Below are 19,297 nucleotides of genomic sequence, written 5' to 3'. Positions count from 1 at the left end.
AATGGAGAGATCATATGAAAAAGTGGCTTTTATCAATTGGACTAGCTCTTACCCTATCTGCTTGCGGCTCGGGAGAAGATGCACCATCTACAGATGAGGCGGATACATCTTCTGGAGGCGAAACTTCAGATGAGGTGTTTGAAGTGGCGGTTATTCCGTCTCAGTCTACAGGCGAAATGGAAACAGGACTTTCTAATTTAGAATCACATTTAACGGATGCGCTCGGCCGCGAAGTAGAAGTGAATCAATATCCTAATTATAATGCGGTAGTTGAAGCATTAAATTACAATCACATTGACCTTGCATTTCTTGGGCCTTTAACGTATTTAATTGCCCACGAACAAAGCGGAGCGCAGGCAATCATTACTCAAGAAATTGACGGGGAACCTTATTACTATTCCTATATCATTACACATTCTGATTCAAAATGGGAAACTCTTGAAGATATGCTTGCCGACCGTGAAGAAGTTAATTTCGCCTTTGCGAGCAACTCTTCGACATCCGGTCATCTAATTCCAGGACTTGAATTACGTAATCGCGGTCATTATGAAGATGATTTGAATAATGATTTTGCTCAAGTACAATTTGCAGGTTCGCATGACATTGTAACAACTCTTGTTCAAGATCAGTCGGTACAAGCAGGAGCGGTTGACAGTGCAATTTTAGAAGCATTAATGAAAGATGATGAAGCGAATGGCGGGACATTGCGTGAGGATATTAAAGTAATCTGGCAGTCAGATAAGTTATATCAGTACCCTTGGGTCGTTCCAAGTGAGATGACAGAAGAAGAAATTGAAGACATTCGGGCGGCATTTTATGAAATTACTGATGAAGAGATCTTACGCATCTTTGGCGGTGCATCTTCATTTGTAGAGGCCGGTGATACTCAATATGCCGATGTACTTGAGGCTGCTCGTGAATTTGACATGCTTAAGCTAGAAGAATAGGAGTTTAATGAATGGTCTGGTTCAGACGTAGATACCTCTTTTATTTGCTGCTGATTATAGCAGCAACTTGGTGGAGTATGAATATGACGGGATTTGAGTGGAGAAAATTAGCTCAAATCCCGAATATTTTTGAAATGATAAGCAATCGCTTCTTTCCAGTTGAGTGGTCATTGTTCCCCCGCATGGCAAGGGAAAGCTTAGTTACGCTTGCTATGGCATTTTTAGGGACTTTTTTTGCATTAATCGTAGCCGTGCCTTTAAGTTTTTTAGCAGCAAGAAATACGAGCGGCTCTAGAGTCATATATGGCTCTGTCAGATCGTTTTTAAGCGGCCTGCGGTCCATTCCTGAGATTGTGTTCGGTTTAATTTTTGTCACGGCATTTGGGCTTGGACCTTTTGCAGCTGTGCTTGCGATTATTCTGCATAATATCGGGGTGCTTGGCAAACTGATTTCTGAATTAATTGAAGCAGCAGATGACGGGCCTCAAGAAGCGATGAAATCTGTTGGCGCGACTAGATGGGTAGGCCATCTTTTTTCGATCATTCCGCAGATTTGGCCAAATATCTTATCTCATTATTTTTATCGGTTTGAAGTGGCGATCAGAACGTCGCTAATTTTAGGTTTTATTGGAGGCGGCGGAATCGGGCAGCAATTATTTAATCACTTTCAAAGCTTTTATTATACAGCCGTTGCCCTAGACATCATTTGTATTATGATATTAGTCATATTCGTTGATGTTATTGGCGGGCGAATCAGAGCTAGAGTTATTTAGGAGAGAAACCTTATGCTAGAGATCTCAAATTTATCAGTCAGGTATCCAAAAGCGAAGGAAAACGCATTAGATCAAATAAGCCTTACGATGAATAAGGGAGAATTTATTTGTATTCTAGGACGGAGCGGAGCAGGTAAGTCGACCTTTATTCGTTGTATTAATCGGCTTATTCGACCTACTTCAGGTTCGATACGTTTTGATGGGAGAGAGCTCGTTGGTCTTCGTGAAAAAGAAATGCGTGAAATTCGGGCAGAAATGGTCATGATTTTTCAGCATTTTAATCTTATTCCTCGGATGTCTGTATATCAAAATACATTAACTGGCTCATTTGGGGGGCGTCCTGCTTATAAAAACCTGCTAGGACTTTTCAAGGCTTCTGAAAAAGCACAGGCTGATCAAGCATTAAGAGAAGTTGAGCTGGATCGTTTTAGGGATAAGCGTGTCGAGGCCCTAAGCGGCGGGCAGAAGCAGCGAGTAGGTATTGCAAGGGCCCTGATGCAAAAGCCTAGTATCATTTTAGGAGATGAGCCGGTAGCCAGTCTAGATCCTACGACTTCTGAGCGGATTTTTAACTTGCTAAGGAAAATTCATGATGAGAGAGGTCTTTTGACTATCATTAATGTGCATGATGTTGAGCTTGCCAAAAAGTATGCTACACGGATTATCGGCTTTAAAGAAGGAACATTAATCTTTGATAACAAGCCTGAAGCGCTTACGAATGATGTGTTTGCTAAGATTTATAAATAAAAACGATTCAGCTTTCTTAAAAGCTGAATCGTTTTTTTATGATTGAACGTAAAGAGGATAATCTGATTTTTCACTCACGCGGCCAATAATAGAAGCCGTGAGTCCTCTTTTATGCATGTCTTCTACATACTGCTGTGCTTCTTCTTCGGTTAAACTTACAAGAAGACCGCCAGAAGTAATCGCATCACATAAGATGCTTTTTTCAACTTCTGTGATGGAGGATTGATACTCCACATCAGGAGCGATCCAGCGCTCATTCGCTTTTGAGCCGCCAGGAACAATTCCTTGCCGAGCCAATTCTTTTGTACCCTCTAACATAGGTACACTTGATGCTTGAATTTCAAAGCTCACTTCACTGCCCTTAGCCATTTCCAGGCTGTGGCCTAATAAACCAAAGCCCGTCACATCAGTAACCGCATGAGGGTTTAATCCTTCGAGAGCTTCTGCAGCTTCTTTATTAAGAGCAGCCATTGTGCGAGTCACAGCTTCTTCTTGCTCTTTAGTGACAGCTTCGCGCTTAATGCCGGTCGTTAAAATGCCTACGCCAATCGGCTTTGTTAAAACGAGAACATCACCAGGCTTTGCGCCGACATTTTTGAAAATGCGGTCAGGGTGCGCAAGACCAGTAACAGATAAACCAAATTTCGGCTCTTGGTCATCGATAGAATGTCCGCCAACTATTACTGCGCCGGCTTCTTTCACTTTATCTGCTGCTCCTCTGAGAATATCCGCAAGCATTTCAGGTGGAAGTTTTTTAATTGGAAACCCAACAATATTCAATACTGTTGTAGGTTTGGCACCCATCGCATATACATCGCTTAATGCGTTGGCTGCAGCAATTTGACCGAACATATATGGATCATCAACGACAGGAGTAAAGTAATCCACTGTTTGAATCATTGCAAGATCGTCTGTTAAACGATAGGCTCCTGCATCATCTGAAGTTTCTAGTCCAACTAATAAATTTGGATCATCTGTTTGTTTAGGTAAGTGACGCAAAACTTGCGTCAGGTCTTCAGGACCAATTTTGCATCCTCAACCAGCTTTTGTCGAGAAAGTAGTTAAACGGATGTTCTCTCTTTTGTCCATCAAAGGAACCCTCCTTCTTTCTTTATTAAATAAAAACAACAATCATTGATGCGCATATTGTTTTGCATCAGACCACATCTTATCCTACAATAGATAAGAAAAAACTGTAAAGGAGTTTGATTTGATGAAGTATACAGTATCTGTTGAATTTTGCATGATGTGAAACTTTGCACCTAAAGCCGTGAGTCTCACGGATGACATATTAGACCATTTTAGAGGTCAGGTTGCAGAAGTCAAGCTTATAACAAGTTCGGGCGGTGTATTCGAAGTTGTGGTAAATGGAGAAACCTTGCATTCTAAGAAAGAAACCGGTGTTTTTCCAAAAGCAGAAGATATGATTAAGAAAATGAAAGAGTTGGATCAATAAAGAGAAAAAGCACCTCTCTGGTGCTTTTTCTCCTTCAAAATAGAAGGTGAATATGCACCAAAAGGAGCTTTGAAATGAAACAACGATTGCTAAGACAAATTCCACCAATTCATGAGTTACAAAAAGATGAGGCATACATAACGTTGTTAAAGTCTGGGGATTTATCGGATGATCTTTTAACAGAATGGTTACAAGAGGCGGTTGCTGAAGTGCGTTCCCAAATCCTTAATGAGATTTGGACAGAAGAGGCTTCGATTAAGGAATCGATATTCACAGCTGTATCAGCGCGACTAAGTAAGCATTTTGATTATACGTTAAAAAAGGTGATAAACGGGACTGGAACCGTATTGCATACAAACCTCGGCAGAGCCATCTTGAGTGAGCAGGCAATCAAACAAGTGATTGTTGCAGCAACGTCCTATTCAAACTTGGAATACGGATTAGAGGAAGGTGCGCGGGGTTCTAGGCATGCCTTGATTGAAGATATCGTTAAAGAGGTGACCGGTGCGGAGGCGGCTATGGTTGTAAATAATAATGCTGCTGCTGTCTATTTTGTTCTTACAGCTTTTGCTAAAGGCAGAGAAGTCATCGTCTCACGAGGCGAGCTGGTTGAGATCGGGGGTTCTTTTCGCGTATCTTCCATTATGGAAGAGAGCGGCGCTCATCTGAAAGAAATAGGGACTACTAATAAAACACATTATAAAGATTATGAGGCAGCTATTTCGTGCGAAACAGCTATGTTGATGAAAGTTCACACGAGTAATTTTAAGACGATTGGATTTACGAGTGCGGTAGAATCAAAAGACTTAACAAAGCTAGCGAAAGAAAAAGAAGTCATCTTATATGAGGATCTTGGCAGCGGAGCACTATATGATCTCAGTCAGCACGGGATAGGTGATGAGCCGCATGTGAGTGAAGTTCTCGCACAAGGTGTAGATCTGGTCACATTCAGCGGTGATAAGTTACTTGGCGGTCCGCAAGCAGGAATCATTGCAGGCAGCAAAAAGTTGATTGATCGCCTGAAAAAACATCAGCTTGCTCGAGTATTAAGGGTTGATAAAATGACATTGGCAGCACTAGAGGCTACATTAAAGTCTTATATTGATTCAAACACCGCACTCAAAGAAATCCCTACCCTTAAAATGATTGTTAAGAGTAAAGAAGAGATAAAACAGGAGTCAGAACAGTTTACATCAATGCTTAGTAAGGAATGGAATAGTGAACTAATTGAAGACTTCTCGATGGTAGGCGGAGGCACAATGCCTGATGTACAGCTAGAGACGTGGCTTCTCTTATTGAGCCACCCAAATAAAAAAACACAAGAGATGATTGAAGCGCTCCGTTTAGGGGAGACTGCTGTTGTAACGAGAGTGAAAGATGATAAAATAGCGATCGATTTCAGGACCATTTCCTCAAATGATTACGATGAATTACTAACTCGGTTAGAACTAGTGAAGGAAGTGTAATAATGACAAATTCAAATCAAAAAACAAGTGCAAGTTCAAAAACTACCTTAACTGATATTGTCCTTCCGCCGGATACAAATTATCACGGGACGATATTTGGCGGAAATGTTATGGCTTATATTGATAAAGTAGCCAGCATTGCAGCTATGCGGCATGCAAGAAGTCAAGTAGTGACAGCTTCGAGTGACAGCCTTGACTTTATCTCTCCTATTCGTACAGGGGAGGCGATTTGTTTAGAAGGGTATGTTTCGTATACTAGAAAAACATCGATGGAAGTGTTTGTAAAGGTTGAGGCAGAAGATTTGATTACTGGAGAAAGACGTTTAACCGCTACATCCTACTTAACCTTTGTTGCTCTAGATGAAGCTGGAAAGCCAAAGGAAGTACCTGAAATCATACCGGAAACAGAGGAAGAGAAGTGGCATTACCAAGGGGCGACAGAACGCTACGAAATAAGAAAAAAGCGCAGAAAAGAAGCGCGTGAACGTGAAAAATAGCAGCGCTAAGGCCTTTCACATTATAGGTGAAAGGCCTTTTGTCGAGCGTATTGTTGTTTAACCTTCGCCGTCTGTCTGCCCAACATGATTGGCTTTTTTTACTTTCTTAGAACCACTCATCGGCTCTGGCTGTCCAGGGTTATTTCCTTTTGGCGCATTTTTACGCTGGTCTTTATAAGTGTTGCGTTCAGTCATAGATCATCCCTCCTCACCGTTAGTATGGGAAAATACCTTAGTGCTATACGAATAATTAAAAGGAATTTTCGAAACCTAAGCTTGTACGCAGTCATTTTAAGGAGGGTATGAATCATGCCATATCAAAAAAATAAACAACAAGCATTTCAAGCAGCACAGCAAGCTGTAGTCCAGGCAGAACAAGCTGTAGGGAATATAAACAGCCATGCTGCAGAGGTTGGAGTTCACACTAAACGAGCTGAACAAGAGGTAGAAGAAGCCGTGCAGCAAATTCAGAAAGCACTTGAAGTGGCTTCTGAACACCAGCGCGCACAATTAGAGCAGTACCAGCAGCAAATCGAGCAATTACGGTCTCAAATGTAAAAAAAGCACTAGCTCCTCAAGTTTTAGTGAGGAACTAGTGCTTTTTTATAGTGTTCTATTTCAACTAGGGCAATCGTATCCGTCATCAGTCGCTTACTGGCGTTTCTTCGTCTTTTTGTTATTCTGACGTTCCATTTCAGTTAATGGCTCGTTAGCAGATTCTTGATTAAATTGCGAGTTGTACCCAGTGCCCTTGCCTTGACCTGAAGCATGGTTCATACCCGGAATAATGTGGTTTGACTTCTTCTTTGTCATTGATCTCACCTCCGCTCTTAGTGTGTACATTCAACAGATTTTCATATGCGTTTTGACAGCAATCGAAATATTTTTGCTAAATTGTCTACAAAATTTCAAAAATCCATTTATTCTTAAGACAACTTTTGCTATTCTAAAGAAGGAAGTGCGCGTACATAAATTAAAGCGCTTACTATTTTTATCAACATACCGTTTAAAAACTGCCGATCATTCATTTAGACAATTTTGACAGTTTGCGGTATGATAGTCTGGAGAAGGAGGGTATACATATGTCAAACAAACAGGATGTTTTTAATGCACGTTCGTCATTTTCAATTGACGGAAAGACGTATAACTACTACTCACTAAAGGCATTAGAAGATGCTGGAGTAGGTAATGTGACGAAACTTCCATATTCAGTAAAGGTTTTACTTGAATCGGTGCTTCGTCAACATGATGGCTATGTAATCAAAAAGGAGCATGTTGAGAACCTTGCGAAATGGGGAACAAACGAATTAAAAGAAATCGACGTTCCATTCAAACCATCACGCGTAATCCTACAAGACTTCACAGGTGTACCAGCAGTTGTTGACTTAGCGTCTCTACGTAAAGCAATGGCTGATATGGGTGGAGACCCTGACCAAATCAACCCTGAAATCCCAGTAGACCTTGTTATTGACCACTCTGTACAGGTGGACAAAGCAGGTACAAATGATTCACTTGACTTTAATATGAATCTTGAATTCCAACGTAACGAAGAGCGTTATCAATTCCTTAGCTGGGCTAAAAAAGCATTTAACAACTACAATGCTGTACCGCCAGCAACAGGGATCGTTCACCAAGTTAACTTAGAGTATTTAGCGAATGTTGTTCACGCTGTTGAACAAGACGGCGAAACAGTTGCATTCCCTGACACATTAGTAGGTACTGACTCTCATACAACGATGATCAATGGTATTGGTGTCCTTGGATGGGGTGTTGGTGGTATCGAAGCGGAAGCTGGAATGCTTGGACAACCTTCATACTTCCCAGTTCCAGAAGTTATCGGATGTAAATTTGTCGGATCTCTTCCAAGCGGAACAACAGCTACAGACGTAGCACTTAAAGTAACACAAGTACTTCGTGAGAAAAAAGTTGTTGGTAAATTTGTTGAATTCTTCGGTCCAGGACTAGCTGAAATGCCTTTAGCTGACCGTGCAACTATTTCTAACATGGCTCCAGAATACGGTGCAACATGCGGATTCTTCCCTGTAGATGAGGAAGCTCTTAACTACATGAGACTAACTGGTCGCTCTGAAGAACAAATCAAGCTTGTTGAAGAGTACAGCCGTGCAAACAACTTATTCTATGTAGCTGGTGAAACAGAAGATCCAGTTTATACAGATACAGTAGAAATTGACCTTTCTCAAATCGAAGCGAATCTTTCTGGTCCTAAGCGTCCGCAAGATTTAGTTCCACTTTCACAAATGCAAAAATCTTTCCGTGATGCAGTTGTGGCACCACAAGGAACTCAAGGTCTAGGATTAACAGAAGATGAGTTCAATAAGAAAGTTGCAGTAAGCTTTAAAGATGGCCGTGAAGCAGAAATGACAACGGGCTCAATCGCTATTGCAGCAATCACAAGCTGTACGAACACTTCTAACCCATACGTACTTGTCGGGGCTGGTCTTGTAGCGAAAAAAGCTGTTGAGCTTGGTCTAGATGTTCCTACATTTGTTAAGACATCTTTAGCACCTGGTTCAAAAGTTGTTACAGGTTACTTAAAAGATTCAGGATTACTTCCATACATGGAGCAATTAGGCTTTAACATCGTAGGTTACGGCTGTACGACATGTATCGGTAACTCTGGTCCATTAGAAGATGAGGTTGAAGCAGCAGTTGCGGCAAATGACCTTACAGTGACATCTGTTCTTTCTGGTAACCGTAACTTTGAAGGACGTATTCACCCTCTAGTAAAAGCTAACTACCTTGCATCACCACCGCTTGTTGTGGCTTATGCGCTTGCTGGTACGGTAGATATTGATCTTCAAAATGACCCAATCGGTCAAGATAAAGATGGTAAAGATGTATTCTTCAAAGACATCTGGCCTACAGCTGATGAAGTAAAAGACGTTGTGAACAAAACAGTTACACCTGAATTGTTCCGTCGTGAATACAATAATGTATTCGACAGCAACGATCGTTGGAACGATATCAAAACAACTGATGATGCGCTTTATAAGTGGGATGATGAGTCTACTTACATTGCCAATCCTCCGTTCTTTGAAGGTCTTTCAAAAGATCCTAAAGATATCGCACCATTATCAAGCCTGCGTGTAATTGGTAAGTTTGGTGATACGGTAACAACTGACCATATTTCACCTGCTGGTGCAATTGGTAAAGATACACCTGCTGGTAAATACTTGATCTCTAAAGGCGTTGAGCCTCGTGATTTCAACTCTTATGGTTCGCGTCGTGGTAACCATGACGTCATGATGAGAGGTACATTTGCTAACATCCGTATCCGCAACCAAATTGCTCCTGGTACAGAAGGCGGCTTCACAACGTTCTGGCCAACAGGCGAAGTTATGTCAATTTATGATGCAGCTATGAAATACAAAGAAACAAATACAGGTCTTGCGATCCTAGCTGGTAAAGATTACGGTATGGGAAGCTCACGTGACTGGGCTGCTAAAGGTACAAACCTTCTTGGCATTAAAACAGTTATCGCTGAGAGCTATGAGCGTATTCACCGCAGTAACCTAGTACTTATGGGTGTTCTTCCACTTCAATTCAAAGAAGGCGACAGCGCGGAGTCTCTTGGATTAACTGGAGAAGAAGCATTCGATGTACAAATCACAAACGATGTTAGACCTCGTGATATGGTGAAGGTTGTTGCAACAGATAAAGATGGCAACCAAAAAGAATTTGAAGTACTTGTTCGTTTCGATAGTGAAGTTGAAATGGATTACTACCGTCATGGCGGTATCCTTCAGATGGTACTACGCAGTAAATTTGCTCAAATCGAAGCATAAACGAATTGAAGCAATCATAAGAAAACAGTCTGCCTGTGCGGCAGGCTGTTTTTTGATATGATTATCTTTTTTATTGAAAGCTTGTTAAAATCAACCTAGAAAGTTTCTAGAAATGGATTAGAAAGCTGGAGATGGTGAGAATGGAAGAATATAAAAAAGTATTAATTGAACTAGATGATCTAATGAGAAGTATTGGAAAGCACTTCATCCCTGATTTAGAAATATTAAATGAATTTCATTTAACAAAAAGACAGGTGGCAATTTTATTTCTTATTCTGAAAAAACCGGAAACAACCATTTCAGAAATAGCCCAGTACTTTGAAATCTCTAAGAGCGCTGTTAGTCAGTCGATGACAAAACTTGAAGAGGAAGACATTGTAATCAGAGAAGTAAATCATGAAAATCGAAGAGAAATGAATCTAATATTAGGGAACAATGGTCAGAGAATTCAACATGAATTATTTAAGCTCGATCAAAAAATGATGAATATCTATTTAACGAAATTACCAATTGAAGACTTATATCATGTCAGAGACACACTTCAAAAGCTCGATGAGATCATATTAAAAGAAAAAAAGGACAAATCGTGAACATTTATGACTTGTAAGTGAAAGTAATTGCCAACTATTTTGAAATCATTTAGTATGAAAACAGTTAAGAAATTAAACAGTAAGACATTAAACAGTTAACTCATTCGAAATGAAAAGTACAAGTACATATACGTTTTATTGTATGTCTTCTTGTTAACTTATAGAAAATCGCGCATAAACAAAGGAGAAAACGCACAAATGACAAACTTTTCAATCAGACGCCCTAAATTTACAATTGTGGCAATGCTTTTGTTTTTAATTTTCGGCTTTGTCTCTGTTACGAATTTACCCCTGCAGCTTTTCCCTAATATCAATCCTCCTGTAGCGGCTGTTGTAACGAGTTATTCAGGGGCAAGTCCAGAAGAAGTAGAAGATAAAGTGACTAAGCCTCTTGAAAGTCAGCTTGCCACCACCTCTGGGCTGAATAAAATTAGTTCAACGACCAGTGAGGGTATGACGCTGATTTTGCTTGAATTCAGCTGGACTACATCTATTGATGATGTAGAACTAGACATTATAAATACGATCCGTCAAACACCTCTTCCTGATGATGCAAACGAACCGAGCTTTTTAAAGTTCGATCCATCCATGATGCCGATGATGCAGCTTGCCATTACGGGTGATGACGATATTCTAGCTATTCAAGATTTAGTTGATGACCTAAGACTTGAGTTAGAGAAAGTTCCAGGTGTAGCAAGTATTGATGAAGCTGGAAGCATGATTGAAGAAGTACAGATTAATTTAAATCAAGATGAACTGACAACCAATAATCTAACACAGCAAGACATTATTCAAACGATTCAATCTCACAATACCTCCATGCCAGGTGGGACGGTTTCAAATGGTGACTTAAGCTTAACAACTCGTGTGATCAGTGAGCTTGTTACAGTGGAAGAGATTGAAGAATTAGTAGTGGGTGTTTCTGCTGACGGCAGTGAACTCACGTTAACCGATGTAGCTGAGGTTGAGGTGACTACTGGTGATACAGAAGTGATCACTAGAACTAATCAAGAACCAGCTATTCAATTCACCATTATGAAAGAATCGGAATCAAATACGGTTTTAGTATCTAATGCCGTAAATGACCGGATGGATGAACTGCTGGATGATTCAAAATATGATGAGCTGAATGCTGTCATGTTATACGATGAAGGAAGTTATATTAATTCAGCGATTGCTAGTGTCACAAATGCCCTTATTTTCGGGGGGATTCTAGCTATGCTGGTCTTGTTCTTCTTCCTTCGTAATTTGAAGACGCCTTTAATTGTCGGGATTGCGATACCATTTTCAATTATTGTTACGTTTGCCTTTTTATATTTTGCAGGAATCGGCTTAAATCTAATGAGCTTAGGTGGTTTAGCCTTAGGAATTGGAATGCTCGTTGATAATGCCATTGTGGTAATCGAGAATATATACAGGCATTTATCAATGAATAAAAAACCAAAACAAGCAGCGCTTGATGGAACAAAAGAAGTCTCAAGTGCGATTATTGCCTCTACGCTGACCACCGTTTCGGTCTTTTTACCTATCGTGTTTATCAGCGGACTTGTTGCTAACTTATTTAGAGAATTTGCATTAGCTGTTTCCTTCAGTTTGCTTGCCTCCTTATTGGTGGCTTTAACAGTCGTACCAATGATTGCAAGCAGAATACTGAAGAAGCCGAATGAAGATCGTGAAGCAAAACGGATGCAGTCTTCCTTTATGAAAGGGATGGACCGCTCGATTCGCTGGGTATTAATGCATCGCCTAGCTGTACTCTTCATTACGTTTATTTTACTTGTTGTAGGTGGCTTAGGTTTAATGAACGTCGGCACTGAATTAATTCCTGACAGCGATCAAGGAACATTTACTGTTGATGTCGAGCTAGAGCAAGGAACGACGGTTGACCGCACTCAAGAGACAGTCAATGCAATTGAAGACGTCTTGAGTGATTACAGAGAAATTTCTGACTTTGTTTCAACAGCGGGATCTAGTGAACAAAATGTGATGATGGGGAATTCGGGAAGTCATCAGGCTCAAATTTTTGTCAATATGGCACCGCTTGACCAGCGACAGATCTCAACAAGTGATTTTATTGAGTCTATTGAAACTGAAGTAGCGAGAGTTGATCGTGATGCAGAAATTTCTTTATCAACGGTAGGTTCACTAGGTACGGAAGCTAATACATTAGTCTTTACGATCAGTGACCCAAATTCTGAACGGTTATATGAATCTGCCCAAGAATTAGAAGAAGAGTTATTATCAATACGTGAAGTCCGTGACTTAGAATTAAGTATTGAAGAAACAAGTCCTGAAATTCAAATTGAAGTGGACCGGACGCTTGCTCGGGAAAATGCATTAGCACCAGCGCAAATTGCCCAGCAGGTGCATGATTTAACAAGGGGACAATTAGCTTCTGCATTGCAGACAGAAGATAATAATCTATACGATATTTTTGTGCAATTAGATCCTGAATTCACCGAGGATATTGAAGCTCTTGAAAATCTGCAGCTTCAAAACGGAAATGGTGAATTTGTTGCTTTAAGTGAAGTAGCTGAAATAGTGGAGGGAGAGAGCCCGGCAACGATTCAGCGCATGCAGCAGGAAGAGGCTGTAGAGTTTACTGTGTATTACTCAACTTCTACTACACTTGGTGATATTAGCAGGCTTGTCGAAGAGGCTGTAGATGAAGTGGAATTAGATGAGCAGACGACATTCAGCTACGGCGGGGAACAAGAGCTATTAGAAGATTCGATTGGCAGCATGGCTTTGGCTATTGTTCTTGCGATCATCTTCATTTATCTTGTCATGGCAGCTCAATTTGAATCCTTTAAAATGCCGTTTGTTATTATGTTCACAGTACCGCTTGTTGTGATCGGTGTGGCACTTGCTCTACTTGCAACGCAAACAGCATTAAGTGTAACGGTATTTATTGGGCTTATCGTCTTGATAGGTATAGTCGTTAATAATGCCATCGTGTTAGTTGATTATGTTAATCAGCGTAAAGCAAGCGGAATGAGTACGTTTGAAGCGTTGGTTGTATCTGTAAAAGATCGTACTAGACCAATTTTAATGACCTCTCTTACCACCATTTTAGGGATGGTTCCATTAGCCCTTGGTTTAGGCGAGGGAGCCGAGCTGCAGCAGCCGATGGCTCTTGCTGTTATTGGCGGGTTAATCAGTAGCACGTTCCTTACATTGTTTGTCATACCGGTTGTTTACAGTTTATTTGATAAACAAACGAGAAAAAGGCGTTATGTGACAGTCGAAGGGGAATTTAGTGAAGTGGATGATCGTGCAAGATCTCTTCCACCAATCGTTGAAACAGAACGAGTAAGTGAGTATGGCTATACTGAACAATCAATCGCTGATTCGAGCTCGATTGGTGCAGAAAACGAAGCACTTGAAGATCCGGAACGAAGCAAACAATCAATCTCAAATGTGTCAAAGGATGAAAATCCAAAAGGTCAAACCACTCAGGATGATTCTTTATCAAAAGATGACATTCTGAAATTGTTAGAACAAATTGTTCATACCTCAAAAGAAAATAAAAAAGATAAAGATCAATAATTCAAAAACCCCACTTGCAGGTTAGTTTGCGAGTGGGGTTTTTTGATTGTATTTTACCAACATAAATTTAAATCAAACGTACACAATATGAAATGTACGTTTATTTTACTTTAAAGGAGATGAGAAAATGGGTCGTCAAAAGAAAGGCAATGCCAATGCACAACGTAACAATAATGCGAAACAGCAAGGGAAAGAGAATCATTATGATACAGAGTTTGCGTCTTATGCAGAAGTAGAAGCAAAAAAGATGAACAAAAATCAACGTTCGTAGGTGATTCAATGACTGTCCAAACACAAATGCAGCAAGCGATTGCAGCTGCGCAATCTGTTCAATCGAGCTTAACGCAATTCAGTTTAGAAACCGAAAATCAAAAAGCAAAGCAAATGTTTGAACAATTAGCCGAACAGCAAAAGAATATTCTTACATTGCTTGAAGGAAGATATGCTCAAGTATTAAATGAAGAACCGCAGTTTAGTCAAAGTGAGCCCAATCAAGGTGAGGCTGATCAAAACCAGGCTCAAAACAAAAATCAACAAAGTAATTAACAACACTCATTCATAGGCGTTTTTAAGAGATAAAACCGAAGATGTTGCTCTTCGGTTTTATCTCATGAATGCGGAATAGGGGGATTCAAAGTGGACATTTGGTTAGGATCTGAGACATTACCGATTCATGGATTCTTAATAAGAGCCATTATTGTGTATGTATATATTTTTTTAATCGTAAAGGTAGTAGGGCAGCGTTCCATGGGTTCTATTGATGCGCTTGATTTTATATTTGGAGTCGTTATAGGTGATATTTTAGGAGAACCTTTAACAGATGGGTCTCTTGCACTGCAAGGACCGATTACGGCAGCTGCTACCATTGCCGGTCTCCATTTAACACTTAGTATGATTGCACTGAAAACCCCTCGTTTTAGAAGGGTTATTGAAGATGAACCAATTATATTAGCAAGGAATGGTGTTATTCTTCATCAGCAATTACGAAAAGTAAAGGTTACACTTGAGTCATTTATGATGGATATGCGCTTAAATGGAGCAAGCGATTTAAGTGAGGTGGATTATGCTGTTCTTGAAATGAATGGGCAAATCAGTGTTATCAAAAAGTCTGCTTATGATAGTGCCACACCGAATGATTTAAATAAACAAACCCCAAATAAAGGGTATCCTTCTGTCATTATTGAGGATGGACAGATTATTCATGCGAATTTAAAAAATCTTGGAACCATTGAATGGCTGCGAGAATTAATTCACAAAGAAGGGTACAAAAACCCTAAAGAGATATTCTTAATGACAATAGATGAATCAGGAAAAGTATATATTAGTCCTACAGATACAAAAGATCAAATAAAAAATGGGCGTTAACATGTATAAAAAACCTCCTCCGTTGCCAAACTGGATAAAAAACAAGAGGAGTGTTTCTAATGAGAAAAGTCAGAAAAGTGTCATTTGAGCAATTAGTGAGAGAGAATAAAGAAGAAATCTTAAAAAGTAAGGTATTATTAGAACAGCTTGAAGAAAAGTGGGAGCAGCGTCACGCAATTAATAAATAGAGGTAGGTAAGTGATATAAAGATGTTTCCAGTCATATTTAATGATCTCCGTGCCATCCTAAGGTGAGGAGGGGATTTCATTGAAAAAAACGACAGCTTTTAACCAATACCGACCTAATCATCTCGGAACGCAGCCGCGTGAAGAACCTACGAACAAAGGCAAAAAAATGAATACTAAAGGAAATGAACAGCCTGATTACGTTCCTCCTAAAGGGTAGGAATAAAACAAAGATAAAGCTTAAGGATTAAACAAATCCTTAGGCTTTTTTTATCTCTTTTAGTTTGTTAAAATGACGGTTAATCGTGAAAAAAATGTTGTCGATGAAAAGAGCTTGTCAAAATCGGGTATACGACTAATAATGAAGATAACAGATTAGTTTTGGGGTGTTGGCACCGTGGCAAATAGAAAAAAATTAATGTACATAGTTTTCTTTCTTTATTTAGGGGCTCTGTTTTATGTGACACTGCTTGCCTGGAATTACGGTGCTTCTCTAGGGTCTGCGGCTCCTGGGGGAAGGAATTATAACCTCATTCCATTTAGAAGCATTTACCGAATTGCCGTTTTCAGCCCAGATATTATGGATCCAATTCGAATTTTATTAGGGAATATCGTCATGTTTGTGCCTTTTGGATTCTTTTTATATGCGTTATTCTCAAAATTAAGAAGTATAGGGTTGGTTGCATTATTAGGCTTTTGCACTTCATCCATGATTGAAGTGAGCCAGTTTTTGTTTACCCACCGAGTAGCCAATATTGATGATCTGATTTTAAATACTGCAGGCGCACTTATAGGCGCAGTCATTGCTTGGACGATCATTAAGGCACGAAAAAGAATCATTGTGTATTCAAGCAGCCAAAAAAGCTCCCTATAATTCAGGGAGCTTTTCTTTTGATTCAGCTATTCTTTGCCAAACTCTATAAAGTACATAAACGACTAATAAAAACAGGAGATAAAAGCCAGCTATTATGACTAATTGGCCAGGGTCGTTGACAACAGAGTTCCCGACAACGGCAAATAAAATCATTGAAGGGACTTTTCCTAGCGAAGAAGCAATCGCATAAGATAAAAATTTCACTCTGCTCAGAGCTGAATAAATATTAACAATAATAGATGGGATCACTGGGATCAGGCGTGTGAGAAAAATTGTCATAAATGCATTTCTTTCAAACAAACTTGTTACTTTATTTAGTGCCTTATAGCGCTTAAGTAATTGAAGCCCCCAATCTTGATAACCGTATCTTACGAAAATAAACATAATGATTGATGCTAATGATGATCCTACCCACGTCATAAAACTGCCTAATACAGGACCGTAGGCGGCTCCCAAAACTCCTCCGATAATCGGATATGGAATAATAGGAAATAAAGCAAAAAGTGTAGCAAGTACAGCTGTTAACAAGATATAATTTGCCCCGCCTTCGCGAATCCATAGTAGGAGTGACTCTCCGTAATAATAAATCACTAAAGCGAGCAAAACATACATACTAATAATACCTATTTTTTTGATCATTCCTAAAAGCCTCCGCAAAACGTCATCGTTTCTATTTTATAATAATCTCGGCATACGTAAAGGGAAAAGGTTTCCTCAAATCACTTAAATGGTCCAAAGCTTATCGCCAATGTCACACTAAATGGTTTACCTCCATACAAATAAATAGTATATTAAACATAGTAGAATACTAGGGAATGGAGGGTCTGTGATGAAGAAGTGGTTGTTTATGGTCATATGCAGTCTCATTTTATTGCTTCCTTTAAAAGGCTTTGCCCATTCTTATGTGAGTGAGTCATCGCCCGCGGACGGGGAAACGGTAATGGAAGCTGTGGATGAATTACATCTTTTATTTAATGGTGGTATTGAACCATTTAGCACGGTAACTGTTAAAAAAGATGGAGAAGAAATAGAAACTGGTGAAATAATTATTGACAGTCCTTATATGTATGTAGAAATGAGTGAATCATTAACGGCGGGCACGTATGAAGTAGAGTGGCAGGCTATTGGTTCGGATACTCACCTTACAGAGGGACAATATTCGTTTACTGTTGATGAATCGGTAAATGCTTCACCTGAGGATGAGGAACCAGCCGAGGAAAGACAAATTATCGATGATGTGGAGACTGAAGAAACGGTTTCAGAAAACGAACAAGCCGAAGAAAGTAATGCTGCAGAAAACACTGATGCCAATGAAGAAAATGCCCTCTTGATGATCGGTGCCCTAGCCTTGATTACAATGATCATAATAGGAGTTATTGTACTAAGAGGACGTAAGAAATGATTTCTTTAAGTAATGTCGTCTTAAGCTTTGCATTTCTTATCTTAACGGGATATCACTTATTAGCCTTAATACCTGAGGGGAAAAGGGCGGCCATAGATGTTCCGAGGTGGCTTCTTCTCTTGTTGACGGGACTCATACCCTTTATGCTGCTAGCGCCTGTGTGGAATATATTAACGGTGTTAGTAACACAATTTCAAGTGAGCTGGGTTGAAGCACTGTATACAGTATTCCTCAGTTACTCATCAGGCCAGGCGGCATGGTTAAGTGTTTTGACAGCTGTAGTTTTATTTGTCCTTACGATACGAAATAGCGGCTCGGTCTATATGAAAGTCAGCGCATTACTTTTAGTCCTCATTTTAATTGCATTATCAGGCTGGGCAAGTCACGCTGCATCTTTAACTGGTCTATCTGGATTTATTGCAAACACTGGTCATCTGCTTGGTGTTTCTGCTTGGATCGGCGTCTTGTTTGTATTGGGATGGTGTGGGAAGCATCTTACTGATGTGAAAGCCTTTAGTGCGTGGTTTTCACCTCTGGCGTTGGTTAGTGTAACTCTCATCATTGGATCAGGATTTTTATTGATGGGTGAGATCGTACCTGAATATGTAAATGCTTGGATGTTAACGTACGGTCAACTATTACTAATCAAACATATTCTATTTATTCCTTTATTACTGTTTGGGGCGCACCATATATGGTTGATTCGAAAATCTAATAATCAAATAAATCTTGGAAAGCTGCAAATGACATTTCGAATCGAAGCACTTATTGCGTTTATTATTATCGCGATCTCTGCTTTTATGACGGAGGAGACACCACCGCATGAAGTGATTCAAACGCTGCAAACGGAAAATACATCGTTTTTGTTTGAGTTATTTCAACAGCAGCCGCTACTAGTGAATCAGACGCTGCAATTAGAATGGAATATGCTTTCTGTTAGCTTGATCGCTTTAAGCTTTGTATTTTTTTTAACTGCATCCAGATGGTTAACAGGCAGAGTGAAGGTATGGTCTGCAATGGCTTCTTTGTTCGTTTTCTGCTTTCTCTTTTATACGGGACTAATGCAGAGTGTCTTAGCTGTAGATACAGCTGTTGACGAAACAATTTACGAGACGAAAATTGAAGCAATCGAAGCGAGCTATGCTAGTGATTCGATTGTCAGCCTCTTAGCAGCTGAAGAGCTTGATGAACACAGAGTGATGACTATTTATACGGTTAATGATCAGGACCTTGTCGCCGAAGTACTAGAAGCAACATCTGATGGCTATAAGAGATTACCAGCAGCTATGTTAACGGTTGGCGGAACTGCTGTCACTGATGAAGATCAGAAAATTAGAACGTTCCGTGTTCAACACGGGAATTGGCATGACGAAGCTTATAAATACACGTATGTAACATTCGGAATGATTAAAAAACCTGTTGATGTAGCAAGAGTTCAAATTCATTATGAAGGCGGCTCGTATATTGCTGAACTTGAAAACCATGTATTCATTAATAAAGTTTCAAGTCAAGAACTATGGAATGATCAGCACCCTATTGATTTCTTATCAGATGATGGAAGCGTCATCGAAACCTATGCAAGACAGGTAATGGAGGAAGGCGTTTATTGTCATTAGGCAATAAGCGTTTTTTTTTGAGGA

Annotated in this window: 21 protein-coding genes and 1 pseudogene; 18 read left to right on the top strand and 4 right to left on the bottom strand. The window is 39.8% G+C overall.

Annotated elements, in window-relative coordinates; genetic code table 11:
- Positions 1-14 precede the first annotated feature (14 nt).
- From phnD to phnC, 3 genes are read left to right on the top strand one after another with little or no spacing between them, the layout of a single operon-like run.
- Positions 15-947, top strand: a complete 933-nt coding sequence (phnD, locus tag BPOF4_RS11105) for a phosphate/phosphite/phosphonate ABC transporter substrate-binding protein (RefSeq protein ID WP_012959267.1) — start codon at positions 15-17, stop codon at positions 945-947.
- An 11-nt stretch (positions 948-958) separates the two neighbouring features.
- On the top strand, positions 959-1,720 hold the full coding sequence (gene phnE, locus BPOF4_RS11100) for a phosphonate ABC transporter, permease protein PhnE (protein ID WP_012959266.1): 762 nt from the start codon (positions 959-961) through the stop codon (positions 1,718-1,720).
- Positions 1,721-1,732: 12 nt separating this feature from the next.
- A complete protein-coding gene (gene phnC / locus BPOF4_RS11095; protein ID WP_012959265.1) occupies positions 1,733-2,467 on the top strand; it encodes a phosphonate ABC transporter ATP-binding protein in 735 nt (244 codons plus the stop codon).
- Positions 2,468-2,503: 36 nt separating this feature from the next.
- Here the strand turns inward: phnC and selD are convergent, their stop codons facing one another.
- Positions 2,504-3,556 carry a selenide, water dikinase SelD gene (selD, locus tag BPOF4_RS11090; RefSeq protein ID WP_081457660.1) on the bottom strand — a complete coding sequence of 351 codons (1,053 nt, stop codon included), beginning with the start codon at positions 3,554-3,556 and terminating at the stop codon, positions 2,504-2,506.
- Between the two features lie 178 nt (positions 3,557-3,734).
- Between selD and BPOF4_RS11085 the strand changes: the two are divergent.
- From BPOF4_RS11085 to BPOF4_RS11075, 3 genes and pseudogenes are all read left to right on the top strand, one after another.
- Positions 3,735-3,923, top strand: a pseudogene (locus tag BPOF4_RS11085) (Rdx family protein); the annotation flags it as partial.
- 74 nt (positions 3,924-3,997) lie between these two features.
- Positions 3,998-5,389 (top strand): L-seryl-tRNA(Sec) selenium transferase, encoded by a 1,392-nt coding sequence (gene selA / locus BPOF4_RS11080; protein ID WP_012959262.1) that lies wholly within the window; start codon positions 3,998-4,000, stop codon positions 5,387-5,389.
- A gap of 2 nt (positions 5,390-5,391) precedes the next feature.
- Positions 5,392-5,886: an acyl-CoA thioesterase gene (locus tag BPOF4_RS11075; protein ID WP_012959261.1), complete on the top strand. Its 495-nt coding sequence runs from the start codon at positions 5,392-5,394 to the stop codon at positions 5,884-5,886.
- 57 nt (positions 5,887-5,943) lie between these two features.
- On the opposite strand, the gene BPOF4_RS11070 is transcribed toward BPOF4_RS11075, so the two are convergent.
- A complete protein-coding gene (locus tag BPOF4_RS11070) occupies positions 5,944-6,081 on the bottom strand; it encodes a small acid-soluble spore protein P (RefSeq protein WP_012959260.1) in 138 nt (45 codons plus the stop codon).
- Between the two features lie 114 nt (positions 6,082-6,195).
- On the opposite strand from BPOF4_RS11070, the gene BPOF4_RS11065 reads away from it, so the two are divergent.
- The gene (locus tag BPOF4_RS11065; protein ID WP_012959259.1) at positions 6,196-6,444 is read left to right on the top strand and encodes a hypothetical protein; all 249 of its coding nucleotides are present in this window, start codon (positions 6,196-6,198) and stop codon (positions 6,442-6,444) included.
- A 93-nt stretch (positions 6,445-6,537) separates the two neighbouring features.
- Here BPOF4_RS11065 and sspO read toward each other — a convergent pair whose 3' ends face one another.
- A complete protein-coding gene (gene sspO, locus BPOF4_RS11060; RefSeq protein ID WP_012959258.1) occupies positions 6,538-6,699 on the bottom strand; it encodes a small acid-soluble spore protein O in 162 nt (53 codons plus the stop codon).
- A gap of 269 nt (positions 6,700-6,968) precedes the next feature.
- On the opposite strand from sspO, the gene acnA reads away from it, so the two are divergent.
- From acnA to BPOF4_RS11025, 9 genes are all read left to right on the top strand, one after another.
- On the top strand, positions 6,969-9,692 hold the full coding sequence (acnA, locus tag BPOF4_RS11055) for an aconitate hydratase AcnA (protein ID WP_012959257.1): 2,724 nt from the start codon (positions 6,969-6,971) through the stop codon (positions 9,690-9,692).
- Positions 9,693-9,832: 140 nt separating this feature from the next.
- Positions 9,833-10,282 carry a MarR family winged helix-turn-helix transcriptional regulator gene (locus BPOF4_RS11050; protein ID WP_012959256.1) on the top strand — a complete coding sequence of 150 codons (450 nt, stop codon included), beginning with the start codon at positions 9,833-9,835 and terminating at the stop codon, positions 10,280-10,282.
- Positions 10,283-10,480: 198 nt separating this feature from the next.
- Positions 10,481-13,831, top strand: coding sequence for an efflux RND transporter permease subunit (locus BPOF4_RS11045; protein WP_012959255.1), 3,351 nt, complete (start codon positions 10,481-10,483; stop codon positions 13,829-13,831).
- Positions 13,832-13,958: 127 nt separating this feature from the next.
- The gene (locus tag BPOF4_RS22465; RefSeq protein WP_012959254.1) at positions 13,959-14,102 is read left to right on the top strand and encodes a hypothetical protein; all 144 of its coding nucleotides are present in this window, start codon (positions 13,959-13,961) and stop codon (positions 14,100-14,102) included.
- Positions 14,103-14,110: 8 nt separating this feature from the next.
- Entirely contained in the window at positions 14,111-14,377 is a 267-nt protein-coding gene (locus tag BPOF4_RS11040; RefSeq protein WP_012959253.1) for a DUF1657 domain-containing protein, read from the top strand.
- Positions 14,378-14,467: 90 nt separating this feature from the next.
- Entirely contained in the window at positions 14,468-15,196 is a 729-nt protein-coding gene (locus BPOF4_RS11035; RefSeq protein WP_012959252.1) for a DUF421 domain-containing protein, read from the top strand.
- 59 nt (positions 15,197-15,255) lie between these two features.
- Complete coding sequence (locus BPOF4_RS21655) at positions 15,256-15,384, top strand: FbpB family small basic protein (protein WP_012959251.1); 129 nt, start codon at positions 15,256-15,258, stop codon at positions 15,382-15,384.
- Between the two features lie 79 nt (positions 15,385-15,463).
- Positions 15,464-15,601: an acid-soluble spore protein N gene (locus BPOF4_RS11030; RefSeq protein ID WP_012959250.1), complete on the top strand. Its 138-nt coding sequence runs from the start codon at positions 15,464-15,466 to the stop codon at positions 15,599-15,601.
- A gap of 177 nt (positions 15,602-15,778) precedes the next feature.
- On the top strand, positions 15,779-16,255 hold the full coding sequence (locus BPOF4_RS11025; RefSeq protein WP_012959249.1) for a VanZ family protein: 477 nt from the start codon (positions 15,779-15,781) through the stop codon (positions 16,253-16,255).
- Here BPOF4_RS11025 and BPOF4_RS11020 read toward each other — a convergent pair.
- Positions 16,250-16,894: a TVP38/TMEM64 family protein gene (locus BPOF4_RS11020; RefSeq protein ID WP_012959248.1), complete on the bottom strand. Its 645-nt coding sequence runs from the start codon at positions 16,892-16,894 to the stop codon at positions 16,250-16,252. The two genes, BPOF4_RS11025 and BPOF4_RS11020, sit on opposite strands and share 6 nt — an antisense overlap.
- A 190-nt stretch (positions 16,895-17,084) precedes the next feature.
- Between BPOF4_RS11020 and BPOF4_RS11015 the strand changes: the two genes are divergently transcribed.
- Complete coding sequence (locus BPOF4_RS11015) at positions 17,085-17,657, top strand: copper resistance CopC family protein (RefSeq protein WP_012959247.1); 573 nt, start codon at positions 17,085-17,087, stop codon at positions 17,655-17,657.
- On the top strand, positions 17,654-19,273 hold the full coding sequence (locus BPOF4_RS11010) for a copper resistance D family protein (RefSeq protein ID WP_012959246.1): 1,620 nt from the start codon (positions 17,654-17,656) through the stop codon (positions 19,271-19,273). The genes BPOF4_RS11015 and BPOF4_RS11010 overlap by 4 nt, the downstream gene beginning before the upstream one ends.
- Positions 19,274-19,297 lie beyond the last annotated feature (24 nt).

The sequence above is a fragment of the Alkalihalophilus pseudofirmus OF4 genome, from assembly GCF_000005825.2.
Classification (GTDB): domain Bacteria; phylum Bacillota; class Bacilli; order Bacillales; family Bacillaceae_D; genus Alkalihalophilus; species Alkalihalophilus pseudofirmus.
The sequence above is the reverse complement of the archived record's forward strand: the minus strand, read 5'-3'. Positions and strand labels throughout refer to the sequence as shown.

Excerpts from the sequence above, each read along its gene's own strand:
- phnD (WP_012959267.1), top strand. The coding sequence starts at position 15 with ATGAAAAAGTGGCTTTTATCAATTGGACTAGCTCTTACCCTATCTGCT.
- phnE (WP_012959266.1), top strand. The coding sequence starts at position 959 with ATGGTCTGGTTCAGACGTAGATACCTCTTTTATTTGCTGCTGATTATA.
- phnC (WP_012959265.1), top strand. The coding sequence starts at position 1,733 with ATGCTAGAGATCTCAAATTTATCAGTCAGGTATCCAAAAGCGAAGGAA.
- selA (WP_012959262.1), top strand. The coding sequence starts at position 3,998 with ATGAAACAACGATTGCTAAGACAAATTCCACCAATTCATGAGTTACAA.
- BPOF4_RS11075 (WP_012959261.1), top strand. The coding sequence starts at position 5,392 with ATGACAAATTCAAATCAAAAAACAAGTGCAAGTTCAAAAACTACCTTA.
- BPOF4_RS11070 (WP_012959260.1), bottom strand. The coding sequence starts at position 6,081 with ATGACTGAACGCAACACTTATAAAGACCAGCGTAAAAATGCGCCAAAA.
- BPOF4_RS11065 (WP_012959259.1), top strand. The coding sequence starts at position 6,196 with ATGCCATATCAAAAAAATAAACAACAAGCATTTCAAGCAGCACAGCAA.
- sspO (WP_012959258.1), bottom strand. The coding sequence starts at position 6,699 with ATGACAAAGAAGAAGTCAAACCACATTATTCCGGGTATGAACCATGCT.
- acnA (WP_012959257.1), top strand. The coding sequence starts at position 6,969 with ATGTCAAACAAACAGGATGTTTTTAATGCACGTTCGTCATTTTCAATT.
- BPOF4_RS11050 (WP_012959256.1), top strand. The coding sequence starts at position 9,833 with ATGGAAGAATATAAAAAAGTATTAATTGAACTAGATGATCTAATGAGA.
- BPOF4_RS11045 (WP_012959255.1), top strand. The coding sequence starts at position 10,481 with ATGACAAACTTTTCAATCAGACGCCCTAAATTTACAATTGTGGCAATG.
- BPOF4_RS22465 (WP_012959254.1), top strand. The coding sequence starts at position 13,959 with ATGGGTCGTCAAAAGAAAGGCAATGCCAATGCACAACGTAACAATAAT.
- BPOF4_RS11040 (WP_012959253.1), top strand. The coding sequence starts at position 14,111 with ATGACTGTCCAAACACAAATGCAGCAAGCGATTGCAGCTGCGCAATCT.
- BPOF4_RS21655 (WP_012959251.1), top strand. The coding sequence starts at position 15,256 with ATGAGAAAAGTCAGAAAAGTGTCATTTGAGCAATTAGTGAGAGAGAAT.
- BPOF4_RS11020 (WP_012959248.1), bottom strand. The coding sequence starts at position 16,894 with ATGATCAAAAAAATAGGTATTATTAGTATGTATGTTTTGCTCGCTTTA.
- BPOF4_RS11015 (WP_012959247.1), top strand. The coding sequence starts at position 17,085 with ATGAAGAAGTGGTTGTTTATGGTCATATGCAGTCTCATTTTATTGCTT.
- BPOF4_RS11010 (WP_012959246.1), top strand. The coding sequence starts at position 17,654 with ATGATTTCTTTAAGTAATGTCGTCTTAAGCTTTGCATTTCTTATCTTA.